This window comes from Rarobacter faecitabidus (genome assembly GCF_006716265.1).
GTDB lineage: Bacteria > Actinomycetota > Actinomycetes > Actinomycetales > Cellulomonadaceae > Rarobacter > Rarobacter faecitabidus.
Window position 1 is genome coordinate 85,822 of record NZ_VFOS01000005.1, and the last position, 26,756, is coordinate 112,577.

A 26,756-nucleotide genomic window follows, 5' to 3' on the forward strand; every position below is an offset into this window, starting at 1 on the left:
GCGGCAGGCACGGGCGCGGGTGCGGCGGGGTATGTGCCGGACACCGGTTGGGGTCGTGGAGCACCGGGTATATCCGGTGTCCGGCAACCCTATCCGGTGTCGAGGCAGGCGAAGCAGGCGAGGCAGGCGAGGCAGGCGGAGTTCCTCGCAGTTCCGCGCAGCGAGCCTAGGGCGCTAGTCGGCGAAGAGGGTGACGATATCGACTCCGCCGAGGTCCTTGAAGCGGTCGGGCTGGCAGGTCAGCAGAACGATCTGGGCGTTTCGCCCGGTTGCGTTGAGGACCACGTTGATCGCTTGGAGCCGTTTGGGGTCGGCGAATCCGAAGGTGTCGTCCAGTAGCAGCGGTCCGCCGCGGCCTGGATCGACCAGTTCCGCGCAGGCGAGCCGTCCGAGCAGCGCTACCTGCTCGCGAGCCCCGGCCGACAGTGACTCGAACGGCACCGTAACTCCGCCCAGGGTACGCGAGGCGATGCGTAGGTCGGTGGTCACGTCGACCCTGAAATCGCGCCCGAAGATGGGGCGCCCCAATGCCTCGATGCGTTCCTTGAAGGGCGCGACGTATCGGCGCTGCGCCGCCGCTCGGTGCCGAAGCAGCGCATCTCGTAGCGTCTGGACGGCCGTCGCCGCGCGCGCCATTCGCGCATGGCGCGCTGTGGCGTGTTCCAGGTCCGCCTCCGCTTCGCTCAGTGCGTCGAAGAGTCCCTGCTCGGCGCGGTCGTCGAGGACGGCCTGCAGCCGGGTGACTTCCTTACTCTGTTGTTCGAGGTGTTTGGCGTGCCGGTCAACGAGCCGCCTCGCGTTGTCGAGTTCGAGCGCCAGCAGGTCGGCATCCTGCGATGCAAGTTCCTCCTTGGCCCCGGCTAGCGCTTCCCGCGTTCGCGCGACCTCGAGGACCGCGGTCGCAACCGCCGAATCGAGGTCATCGTCGGGGCGGGTCGCGCGGGCGGTGGCCAGGCGCTCTTTCGCGATACTCAGTTCCGCCCGAGCGGTTTCCAAGCCCGCCTCGGCGCGAACGTGCTCGGTCCGGGTCGTGTCGAGGGCAGTACGCAGGGACGTCGTCGCGATTCTCGCTTCCTCGGCCGCATTCCGCGCGGCCTCGTCGGCCTCCGCGGCTTCTCGTGCCGTCGTGGCCAAGGCTTCCGTGTCGATCACATGGTCACCGGCGTGAGGGTCACCGGCGTCTTGGTTGCGACTGCCGTCACCGCCGTCGCCGCGACTGCTGCCGTCGCCGCGACTGCCGTCGTCGCGACTGCCGTCACCGCCGTCGCCGCGACTGCCGTCACCGTCGTCGCCGCCGTCACCGTCGTCGCTACTGCCGTCGCCGCCGTCACCACCGCGTCCGTCGTCTTCGCGAGCGATCAATTTGGCGCGCAACGCCGCCACTTCATTGCCGAGGGCTGGAAGGGTCGTGCCGTCCAGTAGCCCTGCGAGTCCCGCCCTGGCCGCGTCCCGCTCCGCGGTGGCGAGACGGTGCTGTTCCGCCAGCGTCCGCGCTTGCGAGACGCTTTCGACTCCGGCATTCATCAAGGTCTGCATGAGGGACTGTTCGGCTGCAAGCAACTCGGCGTCCAGTTCTTCGGGCGCCAGCCCGGGCGCCATCTCGATGCGAACAACGCCCGGCGCCTCGATCTCGACGGTATCGAGCACCGGCATCTCCCGCGCGCCAGCGGCGGCAAGCTGCTCGTCCCCGATCCTCACCGGCGTTTCACCTAGCCGGGTGACGCGAACAGTGGGGGCGGCCGAGTCGCGCGCGGCGCGCGCGACTCGCACCTGCGTTTCGCGTTCTATGAGCGTCGCGATGACCTTGTCGTCGATCGTGCTAGCGGCCGCGGTTTGTTCGGCGCGTCGAAGTTCCTCATCGGCCGCCGTGGCACGGGCAAACTTTGCTTCCAGGTCCGAGAGCAGAACTGCGGTGCGGTGACGATCAAGACGGACGGCTGCGGTCGCGGCAACGCGATGCGCTTGGCGGGCCGCCGTCGCTTGGGCCCGCTCCGCGTCGGCGGCCGCCTCTGTTCGATCCTGGAGGTCCTTGAGCCTTTCTCTGGTCGTCTGTTCGGCGTGGGACAACTCCGCAACGCGCTCTTTGCGCTCGGCGACCTCGGCGATCGATTGCTGCCGGGTTCTGCGAGCATCGGCCATGGAATCGAGCTGGCGTTCAGCGGACTTCAGCGCCTCCTCGGCGTTGGTGAGGGCCGTCCGCAACGCAGTCAGTTCGCTGTCCCGCGCATCGAGGCTCGCGAGGTTCTTCTTGGACCTTGCGAGTTCCTGCTCGAGTTCTGCTGCCTTCTCGGCATGCTGCCGATGGCTGCTCGTGAGTCGATCAACGTCCACGATGCGTTCTCGTGCTTCGGTGACGCGGCCCTGCGCCTCTGTGACCGCGGACCGTGCGTTCGCGAAGTCCTTGTTGGGCTTCCCGGTACCGGTGTAATAGCGTCCGTACTCGTCCTCGACACGCGCCAGCAGGTCGTCGTGTTCACCTGCGGCCTCGCCCGTTTCGTCGAGCGCCTGGTGCAGTGCGGCTATTTGCGCGAGTTGTGGCTGTTCGAGGGAGGCTCCCTGCTGCGTATCGAGTTCGGCGAGCAGGTCCAGGTCGACGGTGTCGCGCAATATCGCGAGGAAGCGTTCATGCGCCGTGTCCGACGTGAACTGTTCGTGCCGTTCTCCCTCGACGGTGAGCGAGGTCTCCGGGGACTTCAACCAGCGCTTTCGGTAGGTCAGTTCACGACCGCCTGCCTCGATCGTCAGCGTGACCTCCGGGCCCACATCGCGGCCGGCGGGCTGCAGGGCCCTGATCGCCGATGTCCTTGAACTCGCCTTAGCCGTGCGGATCAGGCGCAGCGCTTCGACGATCGATGATTTGCCGACCTCGTTTTCGCCTTCGACGATCGTGATGCCCTCGGAGAAGTCCACGACGGAGTGCCTTACTCCTCGAAACTCCCTCAATTCGATCCTGCGAAGTCTCATCGATGCGCCCCCGCCAGGCGATACAGCAGCGAGAGGGCGTCCTGCGCGGATTGCGCATCCGACGTTGCCGGTTCCGGCGTCATCGGGTGGCCATCGTCCGCCGGATCAATCGCCGGATCACTGTCGCGTCCAGCGTGTTCGTCGGTGACGATCCCTGCGGCGGCGCGCTCGACCAACTCGTCCAATGCCCGCTGAGCGAATCCGCTGAGGGACATGTCCGCGAAGTCGTGATCGTCGGGGATGACGGCCAGGTCCGTGTGGCGCTCCCAATGGTCGATTCGTGCGAAGACGTCCTGCGCCCCCGCGATGACCTCGTCCAATTCGGCCTTCGCTGCGGTGGAGAGAGTGCCGGACAGCGCAAGCCAGATCGCCGTGCGATCTTTGGCGGAGAACTCGTCCAATTCCCGGCCGAAGGCCGTCACCTCTGCCCGCGAGTTGAGTTCCCGCCGCAAGGTGAGGAAGCGCCACGAGCCGACGTGTACCTTGTCCACCGACCACGCGCCCGAATCCTCGTCCATGTCGACCACGAGCACGTTGCCGGGATCGATCTCGCGGCGGTCTGTGACCTCGGGTGTGCCGGGATACCAAATCTGCGGGGTGACCTCGTATGTGCCGTGCCGGTCGCCCAGGATCACGAAGTGGGCGAGGCCGCGCGCCAGGGCCGGGCGGAGAGCCTGGACATCGATGGTGGCGACCGAGTCCCTGTCGGGATCTAGCGTGCTGACCGCACCGTGACCGACTACGATCCGGACCGCCCCGGAGGCGGGCACCTCCAGGTCGGCGATTGCCCGGGCGACAAGGTCTCCCGCGGGACGCTTGGAGAACCACGGCGCGCCGACGATCTCGACGCCTGGCACGACCTCGAACGGGCTGCTGCCGCGGACCACGACCACGTGCTCGGGTTTGCGTGCGGCGAACAGCGCGGAATCGTAGATGGTGGAGGCATCGAGCGGATCGTGATTGCCGGGCACCAGCACCACGGGAATATCGAAGGCCCGCAGCGCCTCGAATGCGCGCGCGATGATGCTGCGATCCAGTTGATTGGACTCGAACACGTCACCGCCGACGACCACGAACTGCGCATGGCGTTCCCGAGCGACCTCGGCGATGCGGGAGATCGCGTCGAATCGGGCCTGGATGTAACGCGGGCGCGCGTCATCGCCGAGGTAGCGCGCGGCCATGCCCAACTGCCAATCGGCGGTCGCTAGGAATCGCATCGTGCCTCCTGAGGTCGGTACTGAACACGATAGCCACCTCTGTGGACACCGCGAGCATCACAGGCGATCGACGACCTCTTTGGCCTCCTTGAGCCCCAGTCCGCTCTGTTCGCGCAGCACCTTGATCGCGTTGATCTTCTTGCCTGACGCCGCGAGCGCCCGGACCTCCTCGCTCACGCGGACCTGCCCCGGGATGTCCGCTGGGGAGGTCGGCTGAGCGGGCGAGTATTGGCTGGTCACAGGGGATATGGACGAGTTCTCCGTCGCGCGCCCGAGCTGCGCCACCACCACTTCAAGTTCGCGCACGCGGCGCTCCAGTTCGGCAACTCGGTGGTCAAGCGCGGATTCGGGGGAGGAGTTGAAGAAGCCCATCGCGCCATCGTCGCAGAAGTTTTCCACAGGCGCTCTTTCAGGCGACGCCGGAGATCCGGGAGGCGCAACATCGAGGCATGCGACGACACGCGGTGCGGGTGCGACGGGATCCCCGACCCGAGGCGGGGGTCATCGCGCTGCTGGTTGCCGTGGCGGCGCTGCTCGTATGCCTGATCGCGGGCGTGGGACTGCCGGCTGGTCAGACACATCGTGCGGCGGCCCGGTACCCCGTGACGAAGGTGGCGCTGCGCACCGCGCGGGGGGCGTTGTCCGCGCTAGTCGCCGCTCCCGATGAGCGCGGAGGGGTGCCCGAATACAGCCGGGACGACTTCGGCGCTGCCTGGCAGGACACAGACCTCATTGGCTGCGACACGCGAAACGACATTTTGATGCGCGATCTGCGACCTGCTGCCCGCGATGGTCCCGATTCGTGCGTGGTCACGAGAGGTGTACTCGTGGATCCGTATACCGACGAGCGAATGGCCTTCGAGCGTGGTGCCGGTAGCTCGAAGGTGCAGATCGATCACGTCGTGGCGCTCGCGGACGCGTGGCGTGCCGGTGCCTGGCGGTGGGAGCCCGTGCGGCGAGTTCAGTTCGCGAATGATCCAGAGAATCTGCTGGCGGTGGCCGGATACGCCAATCAGGCAAAGGGCGCCGCGACTGCAGACGAATGGTTACCCCCGAACAAGGGCTACGCGTGCGTGTATGCGATCAAGCAGATCACCGTGAAATATCGCTACGCCTTAAGCGTGTCCACCTCGGAGCGAGCGGCGCTAGTATCGGCCCTCAACGGGTGCGTGATTGGAAGCCCGCGATGAGGTGTCCCCGTCCACACGGGCGGCGCAATACCACAGCGTCAGTGGACGTTCGCGGGGCATCAGGTAATGTCGGCGACCGTCGCGCCGAGGGCTTTAATCGCGTCATTGGCCAGCAGGGTAACTGCGACGTCGTGGGCTCCGCCCCCGAGCGAGATTTCCTGACCGGCGATGGACTCGTCCACGAAAACCGGCCAAGGAGTGAGTGATCCGAAGGGCGTTATGGTGCCTCGCTCGTAGCCGGTCGCCTCGAATGCGACGTCGGCGTCGGGCATCGAGAGGCGGCCGACGCCGAGCAGCGCGCGCAACTTCGCCCACGAGATGGTGCGATCGCCCGGGACGAGGGCGAAGAGATAGTCACCGTCACCCCTGCGCACCACGATGGTCTTGACGATCTGCCGGGGCTCGACGCCGCGAACCGCAGCCGCCTCCGCCAAAGACTTCACCGGACCGTGACGCGAGATCGTGTAGTCGATGCCCGCAGCGTCGAGGGCTGCCCGCACGCGTTCTTCGCTCATGAACACAGACTATCGCCGGGCGGCGCACCACCTCGGCCGGATGCTAACCGGCTGCCGCGTCCGTCGGTGCTCCGAGCTTGATCGTCTTCAAGTCAGAGAATCGCGAAACGCTGGCTGGTGAAACAACCGGATAGTAGTACGGCGTGGGCGTGTAGTAGTTGTCCGGAAGCTCCACGGCCAAAGTGACTGGCCTTCCGAGGGTTCCGCTGAATCGCACGATGCCCTTGCCATACGTCTTCTCGTTCCAGGACACCTGGAGGTCGGGAGAGCCGGTGTGGATGGCTGGCCGTTCGAGTGCAGTGCCATCGGGCTTCACCACGGTCGCCGCAACCGACTGCCCGACCACGGCGAACTTTGTGTTTTTCAGCGCGATCCGCTTGCCGGCCGACTTCTCGGTGAGTTTCACGGTGGCGCGATAAACCTTGCTGCCGTAGTTCACTTCGAGGGTCAGGCGCTGTTTGAGTCCGGCCTGCGGCGGGTAGTAGTACCAGACCTTGCGTCCAGAGGCGGGGTCCTCGGTCGCGACGGCCTCGTTCGCGGGGGTCTCCAGGCGATCCCAGTGGAATCCGACGGTGCTTACTTTCCACGGCAGTACGAATACGACAGGTTTTTGCGTGTGGGGGAACTTCTTGATCACGCCGATTTTGGTCGTTGCGTTCTTGCGGAGCTTAACTGAGACCGCGCGTGACTTATCGGCTCGGGTGGGGTCGCTGTCGTTCTTTTGGTTGAAGATCACGATCGCCTTGTACTTGCCGGCTTTCAAGCTCTTGAACGAGGCCGTCAGCGTCTTGGCTGTTTTCGGCTTGCCCGCTCGCTCGATCTGCTTCTCCTTCACCAACGTGCCGCTAGAATCCAGCAGTTTAACGAGGTAGGACCGGTCCTTGTACTTGGGCTTGTCGCGGAAGGTGACCTTGAGCGAAGCCTTCCCCGCTTTCAGGGCTGCGTTAACCCTGGTGGCCTTGCCCACGGTAACTTTCACGCCCTTCTTGATCCGGGCCAGGCCCTTCGCGGTGTAGGCATCGAAGCGAACTCGGTAGGTGCCGCTCTTGGGGACGGCCGCTGAGTACTTGCCGTTCTTGTCCGTCACAGTGGTGGCCACGGACTTGCCATTCGCCTTGAGTATGTTGACGGTGACGTTCTTGCGGACCTTGCCGCCGCTGGTGACAGTGCCCTGCACCAAGCCGGCGGAGGCCTTTGCGGGTGTCGGCAGGGCGGCAACCGTTGTGCCCCCGCCGGTCACCAGCACATCGGTGGTGATGCGCGCGCCTGCGTAGACACCAGTTCCCGTGGCCGCAACGCGGTAGTTGCCGGGGACGAGCCCTCGGAACGTCTTCGTTTGGCCGGATTGGCTGGTCGCGCTCGCGGGAACGGGCGTGTTTCCTCGGGTAAGGAGCTCAATGTTGGTCGCGAATGCGGGGATGGTGACCGCGATCGCGCCGAGTTTTCCGAAAGCGAAGTCCAGGTTTACCGTATGCGCACCCGCCGCAAAGACGTAAGGCAGGCCCATGGCTTCAAGTGGTGCGCTCGCTTGCCCTGGACGCGCGTGTAACTGAGATTGGTGGGTCAATGCCAGGTCGTCGCGGCTGAGTGAAGCATCGACGAAGATTTTGGTGCCCGCTGGTACGGCGACGCTCGCCGAATAGGATCCAGTTGCACCTGGATTGACCCATGCGCTTCCGCCCGATTGGCTTGTTCCGCGGACAACCACTCCCGCCGAATTGCCCACCGCAAGTCCCACTCCCTCTATGGACACAGTTCCGGTGAACGTCACGACGGCATTAGCAGCGTGGGCGGGAACCGCCACCGATACGGCCGCTGCGAGCGATGCTACCGACATGGCGGCAACCAGTGCGATCTGGCGGATACGGGGGATCTTCATTGCTCCTCCTTGATGCGCGAGGCTTCTGCACGCGGCTCTTCTGGGTCGCGCACCGTAAATCCGATGCTCATAGAAGCCTATGGCGAATCCGCCGATTCGGAGAGGTGAGTGACGGGACATAGTGTGCAATGTTTGTGAAGATCGTCGATGGTCTCCACCCGAGAGACTTCACAGGTATCCGCCAGCAGGTCACAGAACGCATTCAGCAATGCGTGCCAGCATAGATGTCATGAACACGCGGACAACGAAGTTGGCGGCAGCCGGGGTACTCGCCCTCACCCTGCCTCTGGCGACGACCGCGGAAGCAGTTCCGCTCTACCGCTTCGACCAGCCGCGCGCGCAGTCGAGCGGTGTGACGATCGCCGAGGCGCGGATCACCTCGGGCGACCTCGACCAGCTCGATGAGGCCCACAGGACCGCGTACGAGGCCGCCGCTGCAGACGCAGACGCGGCCATCAGCCGGGCGTGCAACGTCCTGGCCGCCGTGGAGGCCGACGACGTTCCTACCTGGCAGGCGCTCACCGAGGTGGGCGAGGCGGAGATCGGTTTGCTGGCCGCCCGCGCGCACGTGCGGCACGTAGCCGGGTTCGTGGACGAGTCCTCCGCCGCTGACGCGCTGGCCGCGATGGATCAGCAACTGTCCGACCTGCTGGGAGTGCTCGAGACTCTGTAGCCGCGGGGGTGCCCGGGCGGAACTAGGGCGCGACGGGATCAGCGGTGGCGTTCGGTCCTTGGTTGAGTCTAGGGTCGATGCATTCGTTCTGTGGGTCCATGCCGAGCTGTTCCAACTGTTCGTATTTCTCGCTGATAAGTAGGCGGGGTTCCGCGCCCTTTTCGCGGATGCACTCGGAGAGCGCCGCGGCTTCTGGTCCCCAGTTCATCCGATAGTCCTGCCACAGGTCGTCGAGTGCCGCGAATTGTGTGTCGTAGCAGTCGTTGAATTTCTTATCGAAGGCTTCGTCGCCGGCCTCAACCCAGTATTGGATGACTTGGTTTTCTTCGCCCATGAACTCGAATTTCACTTCCGCGGCGTCGGTGCAGGCCTTCAAACGTTGGGCGGCTTCTTGGTATTCGTCGTACGTGACCTCGCCATCCGCGAGGGCTTCGAGTTGCTGTTCGGATAGTTGAACGCCCATGCTGTCGGCCACGGCTACCGGATCGTAGGTGTTGTCCTTGCCCTCAATGACAGTGCCAGCCCCAGTCGGCATGGCTGTGGCATATGTTGGGCCAGGTTCTGTGTTCGATGAGCATGCGCTTAGTGCCACGGCTGTTGCGACGGTGAGTAAGGCTAGCGCTCTCTTGAAGGTCCGTGGACGTCGAGATGCGCGTGGGTGGTGCATCCTGATGATGCACCTGGAGTTGACTTCCTCGCTGCTTGCCGAATGAATCGGTTGCTCCGCTTGGTTCGCAGTGTTGCTCATTGGTTTGAAGTCGGTGGGGGGACGGGATCGGCGGTGGCATTCGGTCCTTGGTTGAGTCTGGGGTCGATGCATTCGGTCTGCGGGTCCACGCCGAGTTGCTCCAACTGATCGATCTTCTCCAAGATCAAGAGCCGCGGTTCCTCGCCCTTCTCGCGGATACACTCCGCCAGAGCGGCCGCCTGGGGGCCAAATTCCTCTCTATACCCTTGCCACACAATACTCAGCGCGCCAAATTCACTTTCATAACATGCGTCAAATTTGGCATCCAGCGGCCCACCGTCAGACTCGGTCCGGTACTGGATGACTTGGTTCTCTTCGCCAGTGAACTCGAACTTCACCCCCGCCGCGTCGGCACAGGCCTTCAGGCGTTGGGCGGCCTTTTGGTATTCGTCGTAGGTGACTTCGCCATCCGCTAGGGCTTCGAGTTGCTGTTCGGATAGTTGGACGCCCATATTTTCGGCCGCGGCTACTGGGTCGTAGGTGTTGTCCTTGCCCTCAATGACAGTGCCAGCCGCAGTCGGCATGGCCGTGGCATAGGTGGCCTCGGCACCCCCTCCAGCGGAACAAGCGCTGAGCATCGACGGGCCAACGAGAAAGAGCGATACGACGGCAAGCCACTTGCCTGAGCGTGCTTGGGAGGGGGGGGTGGGTAACTGAGTGGACCATGGCATTTACTCCATACATCGCGAGTAGTGAATCCTGAACCGTCCCATGTTTGATGCCGTTTCCTTTTGAGTTGAAAGGACCGCGTCATGTCGAAGAAAAGGGAGCCCGTGCTCAGGGGTCAGCGGTGGCATTCGGTCCTTGGTTCAATTTTGGATTTATGCACTCGTCGTCCGGGTCGATACCGAGGTTCGTGAGTTGGTCTATTTTCTCGCTATAGAGCAATCGCGGCTCCTCACCCATGTCACGGAGGCATTCTGCGAGGGCGCCTGCTTCGGGACCCCAGTTTGCTCTGTAGTCTTGCCACATGACATCAAGAGCTCTGAATTCGGTGTCGTAGCAGTTGTTGAATTTTGCGTCGAGAGCGTCGCTGTCTGAGCGTGTCCTGTACTCGATGATTTGATTTTCTTCGCCCATGAATTCGAAGTAGATTCCTGCGGCATCGGCGCATGCCTTCATGCGCTGCGCGGCTTCTTGGTATTCGTCGTAAGTAATCTCGCCATCCGCCAATGCGTTGAGTTGCTGCTCAGATAACTCGATGTGGGAATTGTGAGCAACCTCAATCGGATCGTACAGGCCGCCCTTAGTCATGGCTGTTGAGGACGCTGCAGTCGGCATGGCCGTCGCATAGGTGGTCCCTGCACCCCCTCCAGCGGAGCAAGCGCTGAGCATCAAAGGGCCAACGAGGAAGAGCACTACAGCGGCAAGCCACTTGCCTGGGCATGGGCAGGGGCGAGGGTAGGCAACAGATTGAGCCATGGCATTTACTCCATTCATCTTGAGTAGTGAATCCCGTGAACCATGCTACCGTGGAAACGGTTCTACAGATTGTAGACCTCAACACCTGATGGTGTTGATCAGGATCAGGAGAAAATCGATGCAACGACGCACGAGGCTTGCCACACTACTGGCAGCGCTGGTCATGATGGGTGCGGCATTGGGTGGGGCACCCGCGCAGGCAACCCAAACCATCAACGAGTTTTTGCGGCACGGCCGGCATCTACGGTCAGTTCCAGGCGTGGAACAACAACTCCACACACAAGGCCGGTACGCAACACACCACAGGACCGACGTGTACGCCCTACGAGGTGAGGATCAGGTACGAGAACAATGCTGGATCCCTGTACTGGATGAGTTGGAAAACGGGCTCGCTCACGGCACTATCTGTCTCACAGACCAGCCAAAGCAACTACACAATCAACCAAGCCCAACACCGCGTCCCGAAGAACGGTGGGACGTACACCGTCAGTACTTACTGATTCGGTCGAAGGGGGTGGCTCGCGCGTACGTGGGTCACCCCCTTCGCGTCGCCACTCTAAGTGGGCGATGAGATTGCGAGTTTAATAGTTGGCCTGCTCTGGGTGTATTAACGTGGACGGCAGGGGTCGCAGGACGTCAATGTGGACGTTCGCATCGCCCTCGAGAACTAGGAGGTGTCTTGATGAGTGAGCATGAATCGTCGGTGAAGCAGGGTCGTGGTTGGTGGCGTTCGGTGTGGTTTGTGCTGCCGCTGATCGTGGCATGGTTGGTGCCCCTTGTCGTTCTCTATTTTGTTAACCCTGCTGTTGGTAAAGCGGAGGAGCGGAGTGTTGCCGCCTCTCAACCCGAACTGGTGCCGGTCGGTTCGCGTTCCAATGACTTGCGTTCTGACGTAGCTGTCCTGGTGAGTTACGGGCGTGCTGCCACGGTTACGACACGAGCGAGCGGTGTGGTCACTTCCGTTGAAGTGGCGGTGGGTGACAAGGTCAAACAGTGCAGGTCCCTCTTTCAGGTCAACGCGCGCCCTGTCCTGTCCTATCGCGCGAATTCGCCACTGTTTCGTGATTTGGCACTGAAAGACAAAGGTGCAGACGTGTCGGCGCTCGCAAAGTATTTGGTGGCATGCGGCATGCTGGAGGATTCGGCTGTATCTGAGGAGTACACCACGCAAATCGAAGCGGGAGTGAAGAAACTCCAAAAGGATATCCTCGGGGTCAAGGACACGGGTGCATTTTCCCTCGAATACGTTGCGTTCGTCCCCAAAGACGTGTCGATCGTGAAGTCCGTGGCTGTCGTGATTGGCCAAGAGATAGCGCCTGGCGCGGAGGTGGCAACGGTCAGTGGCCCCCCTGAGGCAATTTCTCTAGTGGCACCAGATACTGGTCAGGCTGTGGTCCTTGATGAGACGCAGAGTTACCTCTTGCGGGTGGGGGATCAGAGTGTCGCGGTTGCAAGTGCTTCGATTCCCGACGATCAGATTTCTCCGATGTATGACTTCCTGACGACGGCAGTGACCGACGGGCTCATGTCCACCCATCAACCCGCAGACGATGGCAGCGGCGGCGCTACGGGCGAGGTGACGTCGCAGGAATATTTCAATGGCGCTTCGATTGGTGCTGAAAAGGTGGTCGAAACGGGTGCAGTTCCGGCGACTGCCATCTACGCGAGCCTCAATGGAACGACGTGCGTCTTCACATCGAATGGCGGCGAGTCGTATGATCCAATCCCATTGGATTCGGTCTCCCTGATCCGCGGCGAACTGGGAAGCATCGGCGTGCCGCAGGATCTGATCGGCAAACAGGTGGTGCGGGACCCGAGCGCACTGACCGAGCAGGTGCTGGCCACATGCGGGTAGAGGTGAGAGGCGCAAGCCTGGGTTTCGGTAAACGCATTGTCTTCGAGGGCCTGGATGCCGACTTTCCGGACGGCAAGGTGACCGCCCTGGTGGGCCCATCTGGGTCGGGTAAATCGTCGCTGCTCGCCGCGATGGCCGGATACATCAACCTCAAGGCCGGTAACATCACCGGGCACGATGAACGCGGTTCCGTGCCCCTGGACGCGTCGATGGTCGCCTGGGTGCCACAAGGCTCGAACGCGCTGGGCGGCAGGACCGCGCTTGAGAACGTCATGATCGGGTCCCTCGCCGACGGAGCGAGTTGGACTCAGGCGAAACGGGACGCATTGCGGGCGCTCGATCAGGTCGGACTTGGTGACCTGACCCATAAGGTTGCTCGATCGCTATCGGGTGGGGAGTTGCAGCGGGTGAACTTCGCCCGCGCGCTGACCACCCACAAGCCCCTGGTGTTTGCGGACGAGCCCTCCGCGTCTCTCGATGCTGTGAACACCCGGCGGGTAGCCGAACTCCTCTTTGACCTGCGCTCACGCGCAACCATCATCGTCGCAACTCACGATCCATTGCTCGTAGAGGCCGCGGAACACGAGGTGAACTTGCGACAGGATGTGCGCTATGCAGCGTGATCGATGGAGATTCGGACCGTTCGTCCGCGAGGCCGTGCGCAACGTGTTCGATGTCCGCGCGAAGTTGTTCCCCGCACTCGTGCTCGCCGTACTTGCCGGGTCAGGGCTAGCGACCATCAGCGCCATCGAAGCATCTGGACTACAAGCCCAACTTGCCGACCTTCAATTAGATGGTCGCCTGGTTTATAACTACACGTCGCAGAACCCCGAGATTCCGGTCCATATCGACCGCGAATCATGCGAGGCACTCGCGTTGCAGGAAGGTGTCGAACGGGCCGGGCTCGTCATCAATTCTGGATTCTTCGACGTCCCTGGGCTCGGGACCGGGGTCATGGTCTCGCGGGCCTCGTCCACACTCTTCCCCGACCTAGGAAACGCCGGGGCGCTGGTCGGCTCTGCGCTACGCGACCCAGGTCCAGACTTCAACCTGCAGTTGCCCGATGGTTTCGTGTCCGTAGCCATCACAATGCCGGAACAGCCCAAGGGCATCGATACGAACTCCTCCGTCGTCGTCCCCCTCGACATCCGCGACACGACCGGGGACAGCTGCCGCGTTATCTTTAACCCGCATAGTGACACCAAAGAGGCTGCTGATCGTGCCCTGGCGTCCCTGCGCGTAGAAGGCTCCGCACCGGTCGCAACGAACACGGCATACCAAGAGAACATCAACCCCATCACCACCTACCTGTCCCGCGTATCGCGCTTTCTGCCGTTCCTCATCGGCCTCCTGGGCGGGTTCGCGGCGGCCGTGATCGACCGAGTGCGGCTCAGCGAATTCGCCGCCTACCGCCTATCCGGCACCTCGGGGCGGACACTGGCGGGGTTGATTCTGACGGAGCATGCGATTCTCGGCGGAGTGCTCGCATCGGCGGCTGCACTGGGAGGTGTTGCCGTCGTGCTTCTGGGACATGCGATCAGCGCGAACGCGATCACCCTGTCTGGAATGGCTGCGGGCGTGACCTGGACGATTGTCGGCTACCTATTCACCATCGACATCCCCTGGCGCCAGCCCACCAGCCTCGCAAAAGATCGCTAAAGACGTGGGGCTGATCTCTTCTCCTGTCTAGATGACCAGCCAAGGTTAGGACTAGACTCCTAGCGAATCAGTTCTTCGACGACGGGCATGTCAATGACGACAGATGAGGCCGCCAGGCTAAGCGCCGATCCGACCACCGACCCGGAAATCCTGCGGCGCATTGTCGTCGCTCGGCCCGACCTCGCGCCGGTGATAGCCCAGCATCCGCGACTGGACGGCCCCCTCGCGCAGGCCCTTGTCGCCCTCGACGATCGAGCAGTCGATACCGTCCTCGCTTGGCGGCAGCCGCCGCCCGGCGGCTGGGGCCGAGACCTCGTCCCCGAAGCGCTCGGGGTGCACGCGATGCCGCGAGCAACATCGCCAGAACCCGCCACGACGCCTTCACCTCGCGTCACCGAGCCGCCCTCCTCGGTGCCCGCGCCGCAGCAACAGCCGCGGGCCGCAAGCGGCGGATACGAGGGGCGCCCTGACCTTTCCAACTCCGCCGTATTCGCAGATCCCGAAGTTCGCGGAGATGCCGCAGGCGCCGGCCAGGTGGAATCGAAGAAGGCCGGGCGCGGCCGCAAGGCCGCGCTTGTTGCGGGCATCACCGCCGCCTGTGTCGCGCTCGCGGGGGCTGGCGGATGGCTCGTCCACAATTTCACCAAGGACGGGACCAGCAAGGGCGGGACGAATACGACGCTCGAGTTGCAGCCGTATCCATCCCAGCCCAAGGCCACCTGGACGCTGAAGTTCGAGGACGCCGTCGCCGCAGCGCAGAGCGTCAATCCGGATGTCGATCCTACGGCCGCCAATCTTTCCTGGGACGCGTACGGCGACCTCGCGCTGGTCTCCGTGACTTCCTGGAGTGGCGACGATGAGTCCGCCGACTCGGCCACCATCGCCGTGGACCTGACTTCGGGGAAGGTCATCTGGACGTTGAACCCCACCCAGGTCCTCCCCGGCTCGAAGGACGTCTACTGCGGATTCTTCGGGGTCGGTGTCATCACCTGCACCGATGCGAATCAGACGAAGGCCGCCTGGATCGACCAGAAGACGGGCACCCCGACCCAGTTCGATGGGGACTGGGTCGAGGTCGTACGGGGAGTGGTGCTGAAGACCGAGTACGTCTCCGATGGCCAGGTCAAACTCACGGCGGAGGAGAGCGGCAAGCGATTGTGGGACCTGTCACTGTCGGTACCGGTCGAGAATTCGCGACTCCTGACCCACAAGCCGGAGGAATTCGCCAACTTCACCCGTGCCGTTTCGACGTCTTCCACGGATGACGAATCTTCCGATCTGGTGACGGTGGCGCTGGCGAAGGAGGGAACCTGCCAAACGGACTATTCCGGGGATACCGTGACGGCGGATTCCGTCTGCGCGGCATCAGACGGCCAGTACTACATCGGGGTCAGCCTCAAGACCGGAAAGGTGCGGTACTCGGGCCAGTATCTGCCCCTGCTCGATGTCGGAAACGAGCTGATCGTACAAGATGAGTCGAAGACTCAGACGACCGTGAGCGATGGGGAACCGGAAATGTCGCTGTCGACGGCACTGGTCCTGAACGCCAACGGCGAGCAGACCGGTAGCATCAACGTTCACAGCGTCGGTGGAGGCTGGATCGGCGGGTCGTTCGCCGTTAACGGTAGCGATGTCGCTGTGTTCGACACGGACAGCGTTTCCTTGTACGAGGCCGGCAAGTGGGGCCAACCATCGTGGACCATCTCATCGATCGCGGGCGAGTATGGACAGAACACGGGCGCCGTATTGCAGGACACGGTCATCGTCTTCACCACCAAGTACGACGACTCGGGAAACAACGTTTACAGCGTCGTCGGCTACGACGTCCGTAACGGTGCCGAGCGCTGGCGGGAGGACGCGCGATTGCTGGGAATCGACGACAACCTCGTCATCCTGCTGAGCGATCTCGACCGCGGAATCAAGGCAGTCTCCCCCGATACCGGTCTCGAAGCCTGGTCCTACGAGGCGGATGGAACAATCACGCGAGCCGGCAAGTGGATCATCCAATGCGATTGGCAGAAGAACTGCTCGGGGCTGAAATCGCCGTGACCGACGACAGTTACGACATCGCCTCGAACCCGGCGACCGATCCCGACACTCTCCTGGCGCTCCTGAGCAACCACCCACAGCTCGGGTTCACCATCGCCAGCCACCCCCGCCTGACCGACCAGATCCTGCACGAACTCACCGCACTGGATGACCGGGCTGTCGATTCTGTGCTCGTTTGGCGCCAGGCGCCGGCCGATGGTTGGCGTCGCCCGTTGCGTCCCGGTGGCCAGGTGTTCGCTGGCAATGGCAAGGAAGCGCCCGTCCCCCGCGAGGTCACGACCCACGACGGCACGACCCGGGACGCCTCAGGAGTGTCGGCTGACACCGCCGCCTCGGCGGGTCGTAAGCGCAGCGGTGGTCGCCGCAGCCGGCGCCACACGCGCGCGTTGGTCGGCGGGCTCGCGGCGGTGCTGATCCTCACCGCTGGCACCGCGTGGTGGCTGGGGGACCGGAACTCACGCGATTCCGTCACGCCTCCCGGTCCTATCGCCGCTCCATCCGCGAACCAGCCGGATGCGGTCACAATAGACCCCCTGCTCGAGCAGAAATGGTGGCTACGTCCCTATCCGACCGCCCCGGAAGTGGCATGGCGCGTCGATAGGGCACAGGCCATGGATTTGGCCCGGACCGTACAGCCGAGTCTCGACCAGGCGACGGCGAATCTCGGAATCTCCGGTAGTGGCGATCGAGGCTTGCTCGCGGTGTCATCGAACGCGGTGACGTCGGGCGACTCGGATGATCCCGATGGATCTTGGGTCGAGGTCGATCTCGGTATCCACCTCGCGTCCGGCGAGTTACTGTGGGCGATCAACCCCTCCGTCGTGACCCCGGGGGAGGACTATCTGAGTTGCACACCTGTCCCGTCGTTCGTCTGGTGCCGCAACGCGAGCGATACCAAGATCGCCGTCATTGACAACGAGAACGGCTTCCCGACCGTGTTCTCCGGCGACTGGTCGCGCCAGGTCGGCGACACGATCGTGCGCTTCACCGCGAATGGCACCGCCGACTCCGGGGCGGAGGGAAGTACCAGAAGCGTGACCGTCGTCGGGGAACGGCTGAACCAATTGCTGTGGGAGACGGAAATTGACGTCCCCGCGGATCAGGCCCGCCTCCTGACGCGTCCCGACTTCGGTACCGGCGACTTTGTCTCTCCCGTCATGATCAGCGAGCCCGTCGCCGGTTCCGGACTCTACGCCGTCCAGTTCCGCAAGGAAGGGGCATGCTACGGGGAGACGGAGATCGACAAGGACCGCTCGGCGGATGATCCCGCCTGCCTGGACGATACGGACGCGTACTACGTGGGGATCGCTGCGGCCACTGGTGAAGTCGTGTACTCGGGCACCAAGATGCCCATCGTGAAGATCGGCGAAAATCTGCTGGTACAGGACCCGGCGGCCACCGTGGTCACGCAGGAGCGGATCGACACCGACTTCGAGGCGTATTCGTCGTCGTACGCACTGCATGGCTCGATCCTCGCCCCCGATGGCACCACCCTGGGTGACATCGACGTCGCGAAGACCGGGTTCTCGCAGCTGGGTGAACTCGTGTCGGTGAGCGGTGACCACCTCGCCTTCTTCCACGACGACGCCATTTCGGTGTACTCCCCCGGACACTTCAGCGAGCCGTCATGGACCGCCGCACTGCCGACGGGCACGCAGGGCTACAGCGACGGCTTCATCGTCGGCCCGAACCTCATCGTCGGCAGCGTGATCGAGGACATCGATGCTGCTCAGGAACACGAGGTCACCGCGTACAACCTCGAAGACGGGCTCAAACTCTGGCATCGTGACGCACGCCTGCTGGGTACCGACGGCGTCCGCGTCATCGTGAACGAGTCTTCGACCATGACGCTCCAGGCCATCTCTCTGCGTACCGGTCTCGTCCTGTGGGAGTCGAACGATGCGTGGGGAGGTGAGCGCCAGGGCTCCTGGCTGGTGCGTTGCCAGGACGAGGCGTGCGAGGGCCTCGCATCCGGAAACGCAAGCGCCGCGACCTGAAATCGTAAGCGCGCGCCAGTTCGCGCGCTGTTAGCGAAATCCGGGTGACGCGCCAGGGCGGGCCTGGGAGAATGGTTGCCCGTGAGTAATGACGAGTCCTCCGCCGCTCCCCGCGGCCGTAGCCCGCGGCGGCGCAACGCCCAGGGCGGGGGCCGTCCGCGCGAGACTCAGTCAGATCCGAGAGCGACACACTCACTGCCGGACCCGGCGCAGGCGCGTCGAACCCAGTCGCCACAGGGCAGGGCGCCGAGAGGCCGTCGCGGCAAATCGGGACGCCGACCGGCCGGCGACGGAGCCCTCGTCCTCAAAGAGCAACTGGAGCGCGCGGCCAAGCGGCGCTCAGCCGTCTCCCTGCCGGCCATCACCTACCCCGAACAACTGCCCGTCAGCGCTCACCGGCGCGAGATCATGGATGCCATCGCGAAGCACCAGGTGGTGATCGTCGCCGGCGAGACCGGGTCGGGCAAGACCACGCAACTCCCCAAGATGCTCCTCGAACTGGGACGGGGACGGGCCGGGCAGATCGGGCACACCCAGCCGCGACGCATCGCCGCGCGAACCGTCGCCGAACGCATCGCAGAGGAACTGGGGGTGCCCCTCGGCGGGGCAGTCGGCTACCAGGTCCGATTCACGGACCAGGCCAGCGACGACACGCTCGTCAAGGTAATGACCGATGGCATCCTGCTCGCGCAGATCCAGCGAGATCCCGACCTGCTCGCCTACGACACCCTCATCATCGACGAGGCACACGAGCGCAGCCTCAACATCGACTTCATCCTCGGCTACCTGGCGCGACTCCTCCCGCGGCGCCCCGAACTGAAACTCGTCATCACGTCGGCCACCATCGACTCCCAGCGCTTCGCGGAGCACTTTGCCGCCGGTGGGGACCGCGCCGATGGGGACGGTGCCGGTGGGGACCGCGCCGATGGGGACGGTGCGAGCGGCGGCGAACCCGCCCCCGTAGTGGAAGTATCGGGGCGCACCTTTCCGGTCGAAATCCGCTACCGGCCTCTCGTCGACCTGAACGCGGGTCCCGGCAAGGCGGGGAAGGGCGATAAGGATCCGCTGACCGGCCTGATCGAGGCCGTGGATGAATTGTGCGCGCAGGGCGCGGGCGACATCCTCGCGTTCTTCTCCGGTGAGCGCGAGATCCTCGATGCGGCCGACGCGTTGCAGGGTCATCTCGGCCCGCGCACCCAAGACGCGCGGCGCCCCGACTACGTCGAGATCCTGCCGCTGTACGCGCGGCTGTCTGCGGCCGAGCAGCACCGCGTCTTCCAGCCTCATCCCGGACGGCGGATCGTGCTCGCGACCAACGTCGCCGAGACCTCACTGACCGTTCCGGGCATCCGCTACGTGATCGACCCGGGGACTGCCCGCATCTCCCGATACTCGCGCACCACGAAGGTGCAGCGGCTGCCCATCGAGCCGATCAGCCAGGCGAGCGCCAATCAGCGCGCGGGTCGTTGCGGGCGCGTCGCCGACGGCATCGCCATCCGCCTGTACTCCGAGGACGACTTCCTGTCGCGCGACGAGTTCACCGAACCTGAGATCCTGCGCACGTCGCTGGCGTCGGTTCTGCTGCAAATGATGGCCGTCGGCGTGGTCGAATCCGCCGCCGACATGGCCGAATTCCCCTTCGTCGAACCGCCGGACACGCGCGCGGTGCGCGATGGGGTACTGCTGTTGACCGAGCTCGGCGCCCTGTCACCTGGCGGTCACGGACTCACCGACGTCGGCCGCCGCCTGGCGCTGCTGCCCATGGACCCGCGGCTCGGCCGCATGATCCTCGAATCGGCGCGTCACGGCGTCGTGCGCGAGGTGATGATCATCGCCGCCGCGATGTCCGTCCAGGATCCTCGCGAGCGCCCCTCGGAGGAGCGGGCGCAGGCCGACCAGTTGCACGCGCGCTTCGCCGATCGCACCTCCGATTTCCTCACCTACCTCAATCTGTGGGAGTACCTCCGCGGCGCTCAGCGCGACCTTTCGGGCAACGCTTTCCGCCGCATGTGCCGGCGCGAGTACATCAACTACCTGCGCGTCCGCGAGTGGCAGGATGTCGTCTCGCAGTTGCGCGAACTGGCGCGCGGGCTGGACATGCGCGTGAACGTGCGCTCGGGCGCACCGTCCGCCGGGGGTGGCAAGGACGAGTCCGCCTACGGTCGCCTGCTCGTCTCGCGCCGGGCGGGCGACGCCGCCGGAAAGCAGGCTACGACGCCGGAACCGGTCGATCCCGGCACGGAGCCGTATGCGCGCGACGCCGCGCCTCGGGTCGATGGACAGGCCACCGCCCACGACGAGGCGCCGGGCATAGACCTGCGCCGGTCGTGGCCGGACGATCTGATCCACCGATCACTCCTGGCCGGACTGCTATCCCAGTTGGGTATGCAGGATTCGGGCGAGGTGAAGGCCTCGGCGGTCGCCCACCTGCGTGGCGCAGCGCGCGAGCGGGCGCTGAAACGGGCGAAGAAGCAGGCCCGGAACGAGTACCTCGGTGCGCGTGGTGCGCGCTTCGCGATTTTCCCGGGGTCGCCGCTCGCCAAGAAGCCGCCGTCGTTCGTCATGGCCGGCGAATTGGTGGAGACGTCGCGCCTTTGGGCCCGTGAGGTTGCGCGGGTCGAACCCGAATGGGCCGAGGAGCTCGCGGGATCGCTCGCGAAGTCCAGTTATTCGGATCCTGCCTGGTCGCGCAGGCGCGGCACAGCGCTGGTGCGCGAGAAAGTCACCCTGTACGGGGTTCCCATCGTGGTCGATCGGAAGATCCCCTACGGCCGGGTCGATGCACCTGCCGCGCGCGAGATGTTCATCAGGCACGCCCTGGTAGACGGGGATTGGGAGGCGCACCACCGCTTCATCGCCCACAACGCCGAGGTGCGTGGCGAGATCGAGCAGGTCGAGGCGCGGTCGCGGCAGCGGGCGAGTTGGCTGGACGATGATGCGGTGTTCGCGTTCTTCGATGCGCGCGTGCCGCAGTCCGTGACTTCGGCCGCAGACTTCGACAAGTGGTGGCGGCGGGAGCGAAACGAGCGATCGGACCTGCTGAACTTCTCCGCCGAGCAACTGGCCCCTGACCTGGCGGATCTCGACCCCGCTCAGTACCCGGACTCGTGGCCGCAGGGTGAGTGGCGGTACGCCCTCACCTATCAGTTCTCCCCTGGTACAGATGCGGATGGGGTAACTGTACACATACCCCTCGCTCGACTCGAGGACGTCGAGCCATACGGTTTTGACTGGATGGTTCCGGGGCTGCTGGACGAGTTGGTCGTCGCGAGCATCAGGGCGTTGCCCAAGGCGCTGCGGGTTCAGCTCGTGCCAGCACCCGACGTCGGGGCGGACGTCGCGAACTGGCTACGCGCCAACACTCCGGCGTGGGAGGACATGGCTCGCGCCGGCGAGATGGCCGCTCCGTTCCAGACCGACTTCGCTCGCGCCGTGCGGGCGGTGAAGGGGGTCGACCTCCCACCAGGATCTATCGACGGTTCGCGCCTGCCCGCGCATCTCAGGATGACCTACCGCGTCACGGATCAGCGGTCCGGCTCGGTCATAGTCGTGGATGAGTCCGCCTCGCTCGAGCAATTGCAGAAGAAGCACGGTCGGAGCTCGCAGCAGGCGGCACGCGGTTCGGTGCGCGGGGCGCTGGCTGCCGCGTTGGCGGAGGCGCGCGATACCCCCAACCGGCGCAGGAGAGATTCCGAGCGCGCGCCATCGGGCCAGGAGGCGGCCACTATGAGGTCCGGTGTCGGTCGCGCTGGCTCGGACCTGGGCAGTGCGACCTCCCTCGAAGATGAGTCGGCTCCGGATCAGCGGTCGCGCAGCGAGGATCGCTCGAAGGCAACGATCGTAGACGATCTGGTCGTGGATCTGGGGTTGTCGACGAAGCGGATCACCACTCGGTGGTCTACCAAGCAGGCACTCACGCTCGCGCAAAGCGGTTACGGATCAACCGAGGAACTCGTCCGAGACCTACAGCGCACGACCGTCCTCCGCCTCGCGGGCGATGATGTACATGAGTTGACTTCCGGAACGTACGCCGGCGTGTTGGCGCGATTGCGTCCCGTCTTCGAGGACGAGGTCTACCGCACGGCCAGCGACACGGTGGCGACGCTCACCGCTGCCCGGCAGGTTGAGACGGCACTGGGCCGCGCCACGAGTCTTGCCTTGCTGCTCACCGTGCAGGACCTGCGGCATCAGGTTGCGACTCTGATGCGACCGGGATTCCTCGTCCTCACGCCGCCCGAGCAACTTCGGCACCTGCCGCGCTACCTCAGGGCGGCGGGGCATCGACTGGAACGAGCGGAGACCGACGCGGCCAAGGATCAGCACGCCATGGCGCGCGTCCACGCCGTTGAATCCGCCTATCGCGAGCGGGCCGCGAAGTGGCGACTCGAGAACGGGCTACGCGATGACGCGCCACTCCCGGAAGATCTGGCCCACGTGCGCTGGATGATCGAGGAACTAAGAGTGTCGCTGTTCGCGCAACAGCTCGGCACGGACGGGCCGGTCAGCGAGAAGAGAATACACAAGGCTCTGGGGACACCGGGCTGGTAGCGCTAGGTCCCGCCCGATGGAGCCTGCGTGCCGCTGAGCGCCGAACTATCCCGTAGCCGGTGGGAAACCGTGATCCCTGCTCGCACACCGGACACCGCGGCGCATCTCGTGCGGCTCGCGCCGATGCGACGCCCCCACGGAGCCGCGAATCAGCGGTCTGGAAATGCCGTGCTGAGGACGAAAACTGGGGGGTCTGGACCCGGTTCAACCGAGTCCAGACCCCCCGTCGATGCAGGGTGAAGCGTCAGCCCGCTAGCCGACCTTCACCTTCTTCGCCTTGGCGTTACCGCCGGCGGCGACTGCCTTGGTCGCGCCGGAGGGGGCGAACTTCACGGTGAGTTTCGCGGTGCCGCGCTTGAGCGCGGGTAGCTTCACCTTCACGCTCCCCTTCGCCCCGGCCGCTACCTTGGCCTTGATCGTGCGGTTGCCCCACTTCACGACAAGGCTTCCGGTCGGCTTGGCAATCCCCGGTACGGCGATCTTTACCGCGACGGTGGTGCCCTTCTTCGCCTTCACCTTCTTAGGAGCCTTGACGGTGATCTTCGCCTTCCCCTTCGTCGCAGTGATCGACTTGGAGGTGGCGGTGCCCGATAGGGAACCAGGGCTCGTAGCCGTCACCTTGACGGTGATGGCCTTGCCGATGTCCGCCTGCGCGACCTTGTAGGCGATGCCGACCGCTCCCGCGATTGGCTTGCCAGCGCGTTGCCACTGGTAGGTGTAGGCGATCGCCGCGCCAGTCCACTTTCCGCTCGAGGCCCGCAGCGTCGAGCCGAAGGATGCGGCGCCGGAGATCTGCGGCAGACCGGTGTTGCGCGGAGCCGCCGCCTTCAACGCCGTTCCGATGGCTAGCTGGCCGGTTGACACGTCGAACGCGAAGTCCTTGGAGGTGGCCGGTGTGCCGTCGGCGTTGCCCACGATCACGCGGTCGGCGCCGATCTGGACTGAGACGGCCTTGCCCACCGCACTGACCGGCACCACGAACTTGTTGCCGGTCGCGGCCTGAACGCCACCAACGAACCAGGTCACGCTCTTTTGCTTGACCGTTCCGATTCCGCTCGGCCAGCTCGCCCGCGTGGCGTCGAGCGTCGCTCCGACGACGGGCGCTCCGATACCGGAGATGCTCGGGACCGGCTTGACGGCCGCGGGCACGTTCAGCTCCAGCACGAGGTCGACGCGTTCTGGCGCGACCTGCCAGGCCGGGGTCGTGATCGTCGCCGATCCCGCCCGCTCCACGCGGAGCTTGTACCAGCCTGCGACCACGTCCCAGTGGAACCTGCCATCCGCTCCCGTCACGGACGGGTTATTGCGGTTGACGGGCGCCAGCAGAGTGGAGCCATCGGGGATGACCTCGAAGTCGCCATCAGCCGCCTCGGCGCGCAGAACGGTGACGGTGGCGCCCGCTACGGGGTTGCCGTACTGGTCGACCACAACGCCGCTCGGATCGATGTAGATGTCGAAGCTGTTAGTCACGACGGATCCGCCCGGGTACGTCAGCGTGTAGCTGATCTCACCGTCGCCGGTGTTCGGGTAGAGCGCGGGGATCACGGCCGAGTAGCGTCCCGCAGGATTCTCGGTCAATGCACCGCTACGAATGACGTTTCCGTTGAGGGTGACCTGGTAGGTCGCGCTCGTCGCGCCAGCGGTGCCGTTGACGCCGAAGTTGATCGGGTCGCCGTAGTAGACCACGGGCACCCCGTCCGAATTCGTCGAAACCGGCGATCCTCCGGAGACGAGCGAGACTGCCGATGGCAGCGCGTGCGGGCCGCGCAGGGCCAGCGAAACCGGATCGTTGCTACCTTCCCTGACGGTCACGCTCTGGCTGGATCCAACGAGGTTCGCCTCCGTCGGGATCACGGAAAGGCGGTAGGCGCCGGTGCGAACGGCGGAGAAGTTGAACTCGCCGTTCTCGTCCGTGGTGACGAACAGTGCGCCGCCGGGCCCGGATAGGCGGACGGTGGTGCCCACGGCGGGCGCCGTGCCGCTTCCGGCAGGCTTCGTGACCGTGCCGGTGACATCCCCGTAACGGATATCGACGTCGGCGTTGCGGATCTCGAATTGGTAGCGGCCGGCCTGCGTGCTGTTCTGGCTTGACCCGGTCAGCGCGTGCGAGCCGCCATCGACGAGGGCGCCATTAGTGAAGGAACCCGGCAACTGAACAAAGGTTCCCGGGACGCCTTCGAGGCCAGCGGAGTAGCCGGCAGCGGCAGAGGTGCCGCCGAACCCGTTCTCCCCATCGGAGGCGTCACCCGTTTCCCACTCGACGCGGTCGTAGTTGAACGTGATGTCGAAGTCGCCCGGCGACCGTCCCGTCTGATCAGCCGCGGAGGTGAGCACCAACTGGAATGTGTTGAGCAGTTCATCGTGCCGGCTGTAGAAGCCGACGCCGTCCCAGGTCACGTAGAACTTCTTGCCGTCGGCGGATGCTCCGTAGGTGACGGAACCCGACTCTTCTCCGCGCGTGTCGACGTCCGCGAAGAACGGCGCGATGATCGGGTTTCCGGCTCGTCCCTGCAGATCGTCGGGCGTGTACTGGCTCTGGCTGTCGCCAAACGTCACGTTTCCGTTGTTGTTCACGTACAGGGACGTGTAGTTCTGACCGAAGAAGGTGACGGGGAACGGCAGCTGAACTTCTTCGCTACTGCCATCGTCCGTCGCCGGCAGCGTGTGCACGCCGCCCCCGCCGTACACCGGCTGAATACCGGCCCGGGTGCCGAGGGCGGAAGCGCGGGGCTGCAGCGTAATCGGGCTCAGCGCAATGACGTCGTCCGCGCTCGTGACCTCGAAGGAGTTCGTCGCTGTCGGCGCCGCAGGAAGGCCCGCGTTGCCGAGATATCCCGCGGTGAATCCGGGTGCGATTCCGCGGACGGTGTAGATGCCCTCGCTCAGCGCCTGGATGACGTACGTGCCGTCGGCCTCGGTGACAGCGGTGCGGTTGACGTTCTCCCAGACCTCGTCCCAGGGATCCCATTTCAGAGCCGAGGCCGAGGCGTTTTCGATGGGCGCCGAGTTCGCGCCTCGAATGACTCCGCTTGCAGACGCGGCGGTCACGCCCTGCAGGCTCAGGGTGATGTTCTCGCCAGGCGCCGTAAAGAGCGTCGCATCCTCCGCGTCGTACGTCAGGCTGCCCACGGCACCAGGAGTTGAAGGCGCAACGTAGTATCCGCCCTCGCCGAGTTGCCCGCTGTAGTCGTAGATGTACAGGGCATACTCGTCACCCGCGGTGAGTTGCCCAACACGCCAGGTGTCGTCATCTGTCACCGATGTCGAACTGATGCTCTCCCAGTCAGACCAGTCCTCGTATTCCACCCGCTGGTACGCGGTGATCTTGATGTCCAGGTCCGCCGGGGCGGCGACGCCCCGCAGGTCGAGCGGCCCGGCCAGCGCGGTGGACTTCTCGGTCGCGAAGACGATTCCGCTCGCGGGGCTGGTAACACGGGTCGCGCTTGCGTCGTCCCGGACGAGGCTTCCCACACCGGGTACTGCGGGGGCCTGGTAGTACCCAGTCGCCAGGAGGCCGCTCCCGTCCCAGAATCGCAAAAGGTACTCAGTGCCGGAGTCGAGATCCTCAAACGCGAACGAGCCGTCCGACGCGACGCCTGTCCACGATGCCTCCTCCCACCAGGAACCTTCGTCTTCGGTCACGAGGTGAGCCGCCGACACGGAAAGGTCATCGATGTCGAAATCGACGCCGGATGGCAGGACGACGCTGCCGGCGATCGTGCTGGCGGCCTCGTCGGCAATTGCCGATGTGGGTGCCGCGGCGACTAGGCCGACCACAAGGCTGAAGGCGGACAGCGCCGCGATTCTCCTTCTCAAACGACCAAGAGACTTTCGATGTTTCATGTGAATCCTCCTATTGGCTACCGCTTGAAACGCAGGCGACACGCCTCAGATCCTATGATGCACGGACCCTGAGTCCTGACAAAGATCGACCCCAGAGATAACAATCTGGGGTGCAGGCTTGGGTAAAATCACCTAAGCGTGGGAGAGCGTGCCGTGCTGAGTGCGGTGCAATCGCATCGAGAGTCCCGATCGGGAAA

At 64.6% G+C, this 26,756-nt stretch carries 17 protein-coding genes; 8 read left to right on the forward strand and 9 right to left on the reverse strand.

Going from position 1 to position 26,756, the window contains the following annotated elements; all coding sequences use genetic code 11:
* Positions 1-174: 174 nt before the first annotated feature.
* From FB461_RS11305 to FB461_RS11315, 3 genes are read right to left on the reverse strand one after another with little or no spacing between them, the layout of a single operon-like run.
* Positions 175-2,964 (reverse strand): AAA family ATPase, encoded by a 2,790-nt coding sequence (locus FB461_RS11305; protein WP_142122180.1) that lies wholly within the window; start codon positions 2,962-2,964, stop codon positions 175-177.
* Positions 2,961-4,181 carry a metallophosphoesterase family protein gene (locus FB461_RS11310; protein ID WP_142122182.1) on the reverse strand — a complete coding sequence of 407 codons (1,221 nt, stop codon included), beginning with the start codon at positions 4,179-4,181 and terminating at the stop codon, positions 2,961-2,963. Before FB461_RS11310 ends, FB461_RS11305 begins: the two co-directional genes overlap by 4 nt.
* Positions 4,182-4,238: 57 nt before the next feature.
* On the reverse strand, positions 4,239-4,580 hold the full coding sequence (locus tag FB461_RS11315; protein ID WP_211349916.1) for a ribosomal protein L7/L12: 342 nt from the start codon (positions 4,578-4,580) through the stop codon (positions 4,239-4,241).
* Positions 4,581-4,630: 50 nt separating this feature from the next.
* Here FB461_RS11315 and FB461_RS11320 point away from each other — a divergent pair, with 50 nt between their 5' ends.
* A complete protein-coding gene (locus tag FB461_RS11320) occupies positions 4,631-5,371 on the forward strand; it encodes an HNH endonuclease family protein (protein ID WP_142122184.1) in 741 nt (246 codons plus the stop codon).
* 59 nt (positions 5,372-5,430) lie between these two features.
* On the opposite strand, the gene FB461_RS11325 is transcribed toward FB461_RS11320, so the two are convergent.
* Together FB461_RS11325 and FB461_RS11330 are read right to left on the reverse strand one after the other, a co-directional pair.
* On the reverse strand, positions 5,431-5,886 hold the full coding sequence (locus FB461_RS11325) for an aminoacyl-tRNA deacylase (RefSeq protein WP_142122186.1): 456 nt from the start codon (positions 5,884-5,886) through the stop codon (positions 5,431-5,433).
* Between the two features lie 43 nt (positions 5,887-5,929).
* On the reverse strand, positions 5,930-7,765 hold the full coding sequence (locus tag FB461_RS11330) for a carboxypeptidase-like regulatory domain-containing protein (RefSeq protein ID WP_170222746.1): 1,836 nt from the start codon (positions 7,763-7,765) through the stop codon (positions 5,930-5,932).
* A 229-nt stretch (positions 7,766-7,994) separates the two neighbouring features.
* On the opposite strand from FB461_RS11330, the gene FB461_RS11335 reads away from it, so the two are divergent.
* Positions 7,995-8,438: a hypothetical protein gene (locus FB461_RS11335; protein ID WP_142122190.1), complete on the forward strand. Its 444-nt coding sequence runs from the start codon at positions 7,995-7,997 to the stop codon at positions 8,436-8,438.
* Between the two features lie 22 nt (positions 8,439-8,460).
* Here FB461_RS11335 and FB461_RS11340 read toward each other — a convergent pair whose 3' ends face one another.
* From FB461_RS11340 to FB461_RS11350, 3 genes are all read right to left on the reverse strand, one after another.
* Positions 8,461-8,973 (reverse strand): hypothetical protein, encoded by a 513-nt coding sequence (locus FB461_RS11340; protein WP_142122192.1) that lies wholly within the window; start codon positions 8,971-8,973, stop codon positions 8,461-8,463.
* A gap of 209 nt (positions 8,974-9,182) precedes the next feature.
* Positions 9,183-9,710 carry a hypothetical protein gene (locus FB461_RS11345; RefSeq protein WP_142122194.1) on the reverse strand — a complete coding sequence of 176 codons (528 nt, stop codon included), beginning with the start codon at positions 9,708-9,710 and terminating at the stop codon, positions 9,183-9,185.
* 253 nt (positions 9,711-9,963) lie between these two features.
* Positions 9,964-10,467: a hypothetical protein gene (locus tag FB461_RS11350; RefSeq protein WP_142122196.1), complete on the reverse strand. Its 504-nt coding sequence runs from the start codon at positions 10,465-10,467 to the stop codon at positions 9,964-9,966.
* A gap of 823 nt (positions 10,468-11,290) precedes the next feature.
* Here FB461_RS11350 and FB461_RS11355 point away from each other — a divergent pair.
* The 6 genes from FB461_RS11355 (at position 11,291) to hrpA (ending at position 22,716) form a co-directional block, all read left to right on the forward strand.
* Complete coding sequence (locus FB461_RS11355) at positions 11,291-12,463, forward strand: efflux RND transporter periplasmic adaptor subunit (RefSeq protein WP_142122198.1); 1,173 nt, start codon at positions 11,291-11,293, stop codon at positions 12,461-12,463.
* A 2-nt stretch (positions 12,464-12,465) separates the two neighbouring features.
* Positions 12,466-13,086: an ATP-binding cassette domain-containing protein gene (locus FB461_RS11360; protein WP_170222747.1), complete on the forward strand. Its 621-nt coding sequence runs from the start codon at positions 12,466-12,468 to the stop codon at positions 13,084-13,086.
* Complete coding sequence (locus FB461_RS11365) at positions 13,076-14,122, forward strand: ABC transporter permease family protein (RefSeq protein ID WP_142122202.1); 1,047 nt, start codon at positions 13,076-13,078, stop codon at positions 14,120-14,122. The genes FB461_RS11360 and FB461_RS11365 overlap by 11 nt, the downstream gene beginning before the upstream one ends.
* Positions 14,123-14,215: 93 nt before the next feature.
* A complete protein-coding gene (locus tag FB461_RS11370; protein WP_142122204.1) occupies positions 14,216-16,171 on the forward strand; it encodes a variant leucine-rich repeat-containing protein in 1,956 nt (651 codons plus the stop codon).
* Positions 16,129-18,168: a variant leucine-rich repeat-containing protein gene (locus FB461_RS11375; protein WP_142122206.1), complete on the forward strand. Its 2,040-nt coding sequence runs from the start codon at positions 16,129-16,131 to the stop codon at positions 18,166-18,168. Before FB461_RS11370 ends, FB461_RS11375 begins: the two co-directional genes overlap by 43 nt.
* 81 nt (positions 18,169-18,249) lie before the next feature.
* Entirely contained in the window at positions 18,250-22,716 is a 4,467-nt protein-coding gene (gene hrpA, locus FB461_RS11380) for an ATP-dependent RNA helicase HrpA (protein WP_142122208.1), read from the forward strand.
* Positions 22,717-22,968: 252 nt separating this feature from the next.
* On the opposite strand, the gene FB461_RS11385 is transcribed toward hrpA, so the two are convergent.
* Positions 22,969-26,559: a nidogen-like domain-containing protein gene (locus tag FB461_RS11385; protein WP_142122210.1), complete on the reverse strand. Its 3,591-nt coding sequence runs from the start codon at positions 26,557-26,559 to the stop codon at positions 22,969-22,971.
* Between the last annotated feature and the right edge of the window lie 197 nt (positions 26,560-26,756).

Coding starts and splice junctions, on each gene's coding strand:
- FB461_RS11305 (WP_142122180.1), bottom strand. CDS start 2,964: ATGAGACTTCGCAGGATCGAATTGAGGGAGTTTCGAGGAGTAAGGCAC.
- FB461_RS11355 (WP_142122198.1), top strand. CDS start 11,291: ATGAGTGAGCATGAATCGTCGGTGAAGCAGGGTCGTGGTTGGTGGCGT.
- FB461_RS11345 (WP_142122194.1), bottom strand. CDS start 9,710: ATGCCGACTGCGGCTGGCACTGTCATTGAGGGCAAGGACAACACCTAC.
- FB461_RS11350 (WP_142122196.1), bottom strand. CDS start 10,467: ATGCCGACTGCAGCGTCCTCAACAGCCATGACTAAGGGCGGCCTGTAC.
- FB461_RS11385 (WP_142122210.1), bottom strand. CDS start 26,559: ATGAAACATCGAAAGTCTCTTGGTCGTTTGAGAAGGAGAATCGCGGCG.
- FB461_RS11365 (WP_142122202.1), top strand. CDS start 13,076: ATGCAGCGTGATCGATGGAGATTCGGACCGTTCGTCCGCGAGGCCGTG.
- FB461_RS11370 (WP_142122204.1), top strand. CDS start 14,216: ATGACGACAGATGAGGCCGCCAGGCTAAGCGCCGATCCGACCACCGAC.
- FB461_RS11375 (WP_142122206.1), top strand. CDS start 16,129: ATGCGATTGGCAGAAGAACTGCTCGGGGCTGAAATCGCCGTGACCGAC.
- FB461_RS11330 (WP_170222746.1), bottom strand. CDS start 7,765: ATGAAGATCCCCCGTATCCGCCAGATCGCACTGGTTGCCGCCATGTCG.
- FB461_RS11310 (WP_142122182.1), bottom strand. CDS start 4,181: ATGCGATTCCTAGCGACCGCCGATTGGCAGTTGGGCATGGCCGCGCGC.
- FB461_RS11325 (WP_142122186.1), bottom strand. CDS start 5,886: ATGAGCGAAGAACGCGTGCGGGCAGCCCTCGACGCTGCGGGCATCGAC.
- FB461_RS11340 (WP_142122192.1), bottom strand. CDS start 8,973: ATGCCGACTGGGGCTGGCACTGTCATTGAGGGCAAGGACAACACCTAC.
- FB461_RS11320 (WP_142122184.1), top strand. CDS start 4,631: ATGCGACGACACGCGGTGCGGGTGCGACGGGATCCCCGACCCGAGGCG.
- FB461_RS11335 (WP_142122190.1), top strand. CDS start 7,995: ATGAACACGCGGACAACGAAGTTGGCGGCAGCCGGGGTACTCGCCCTC.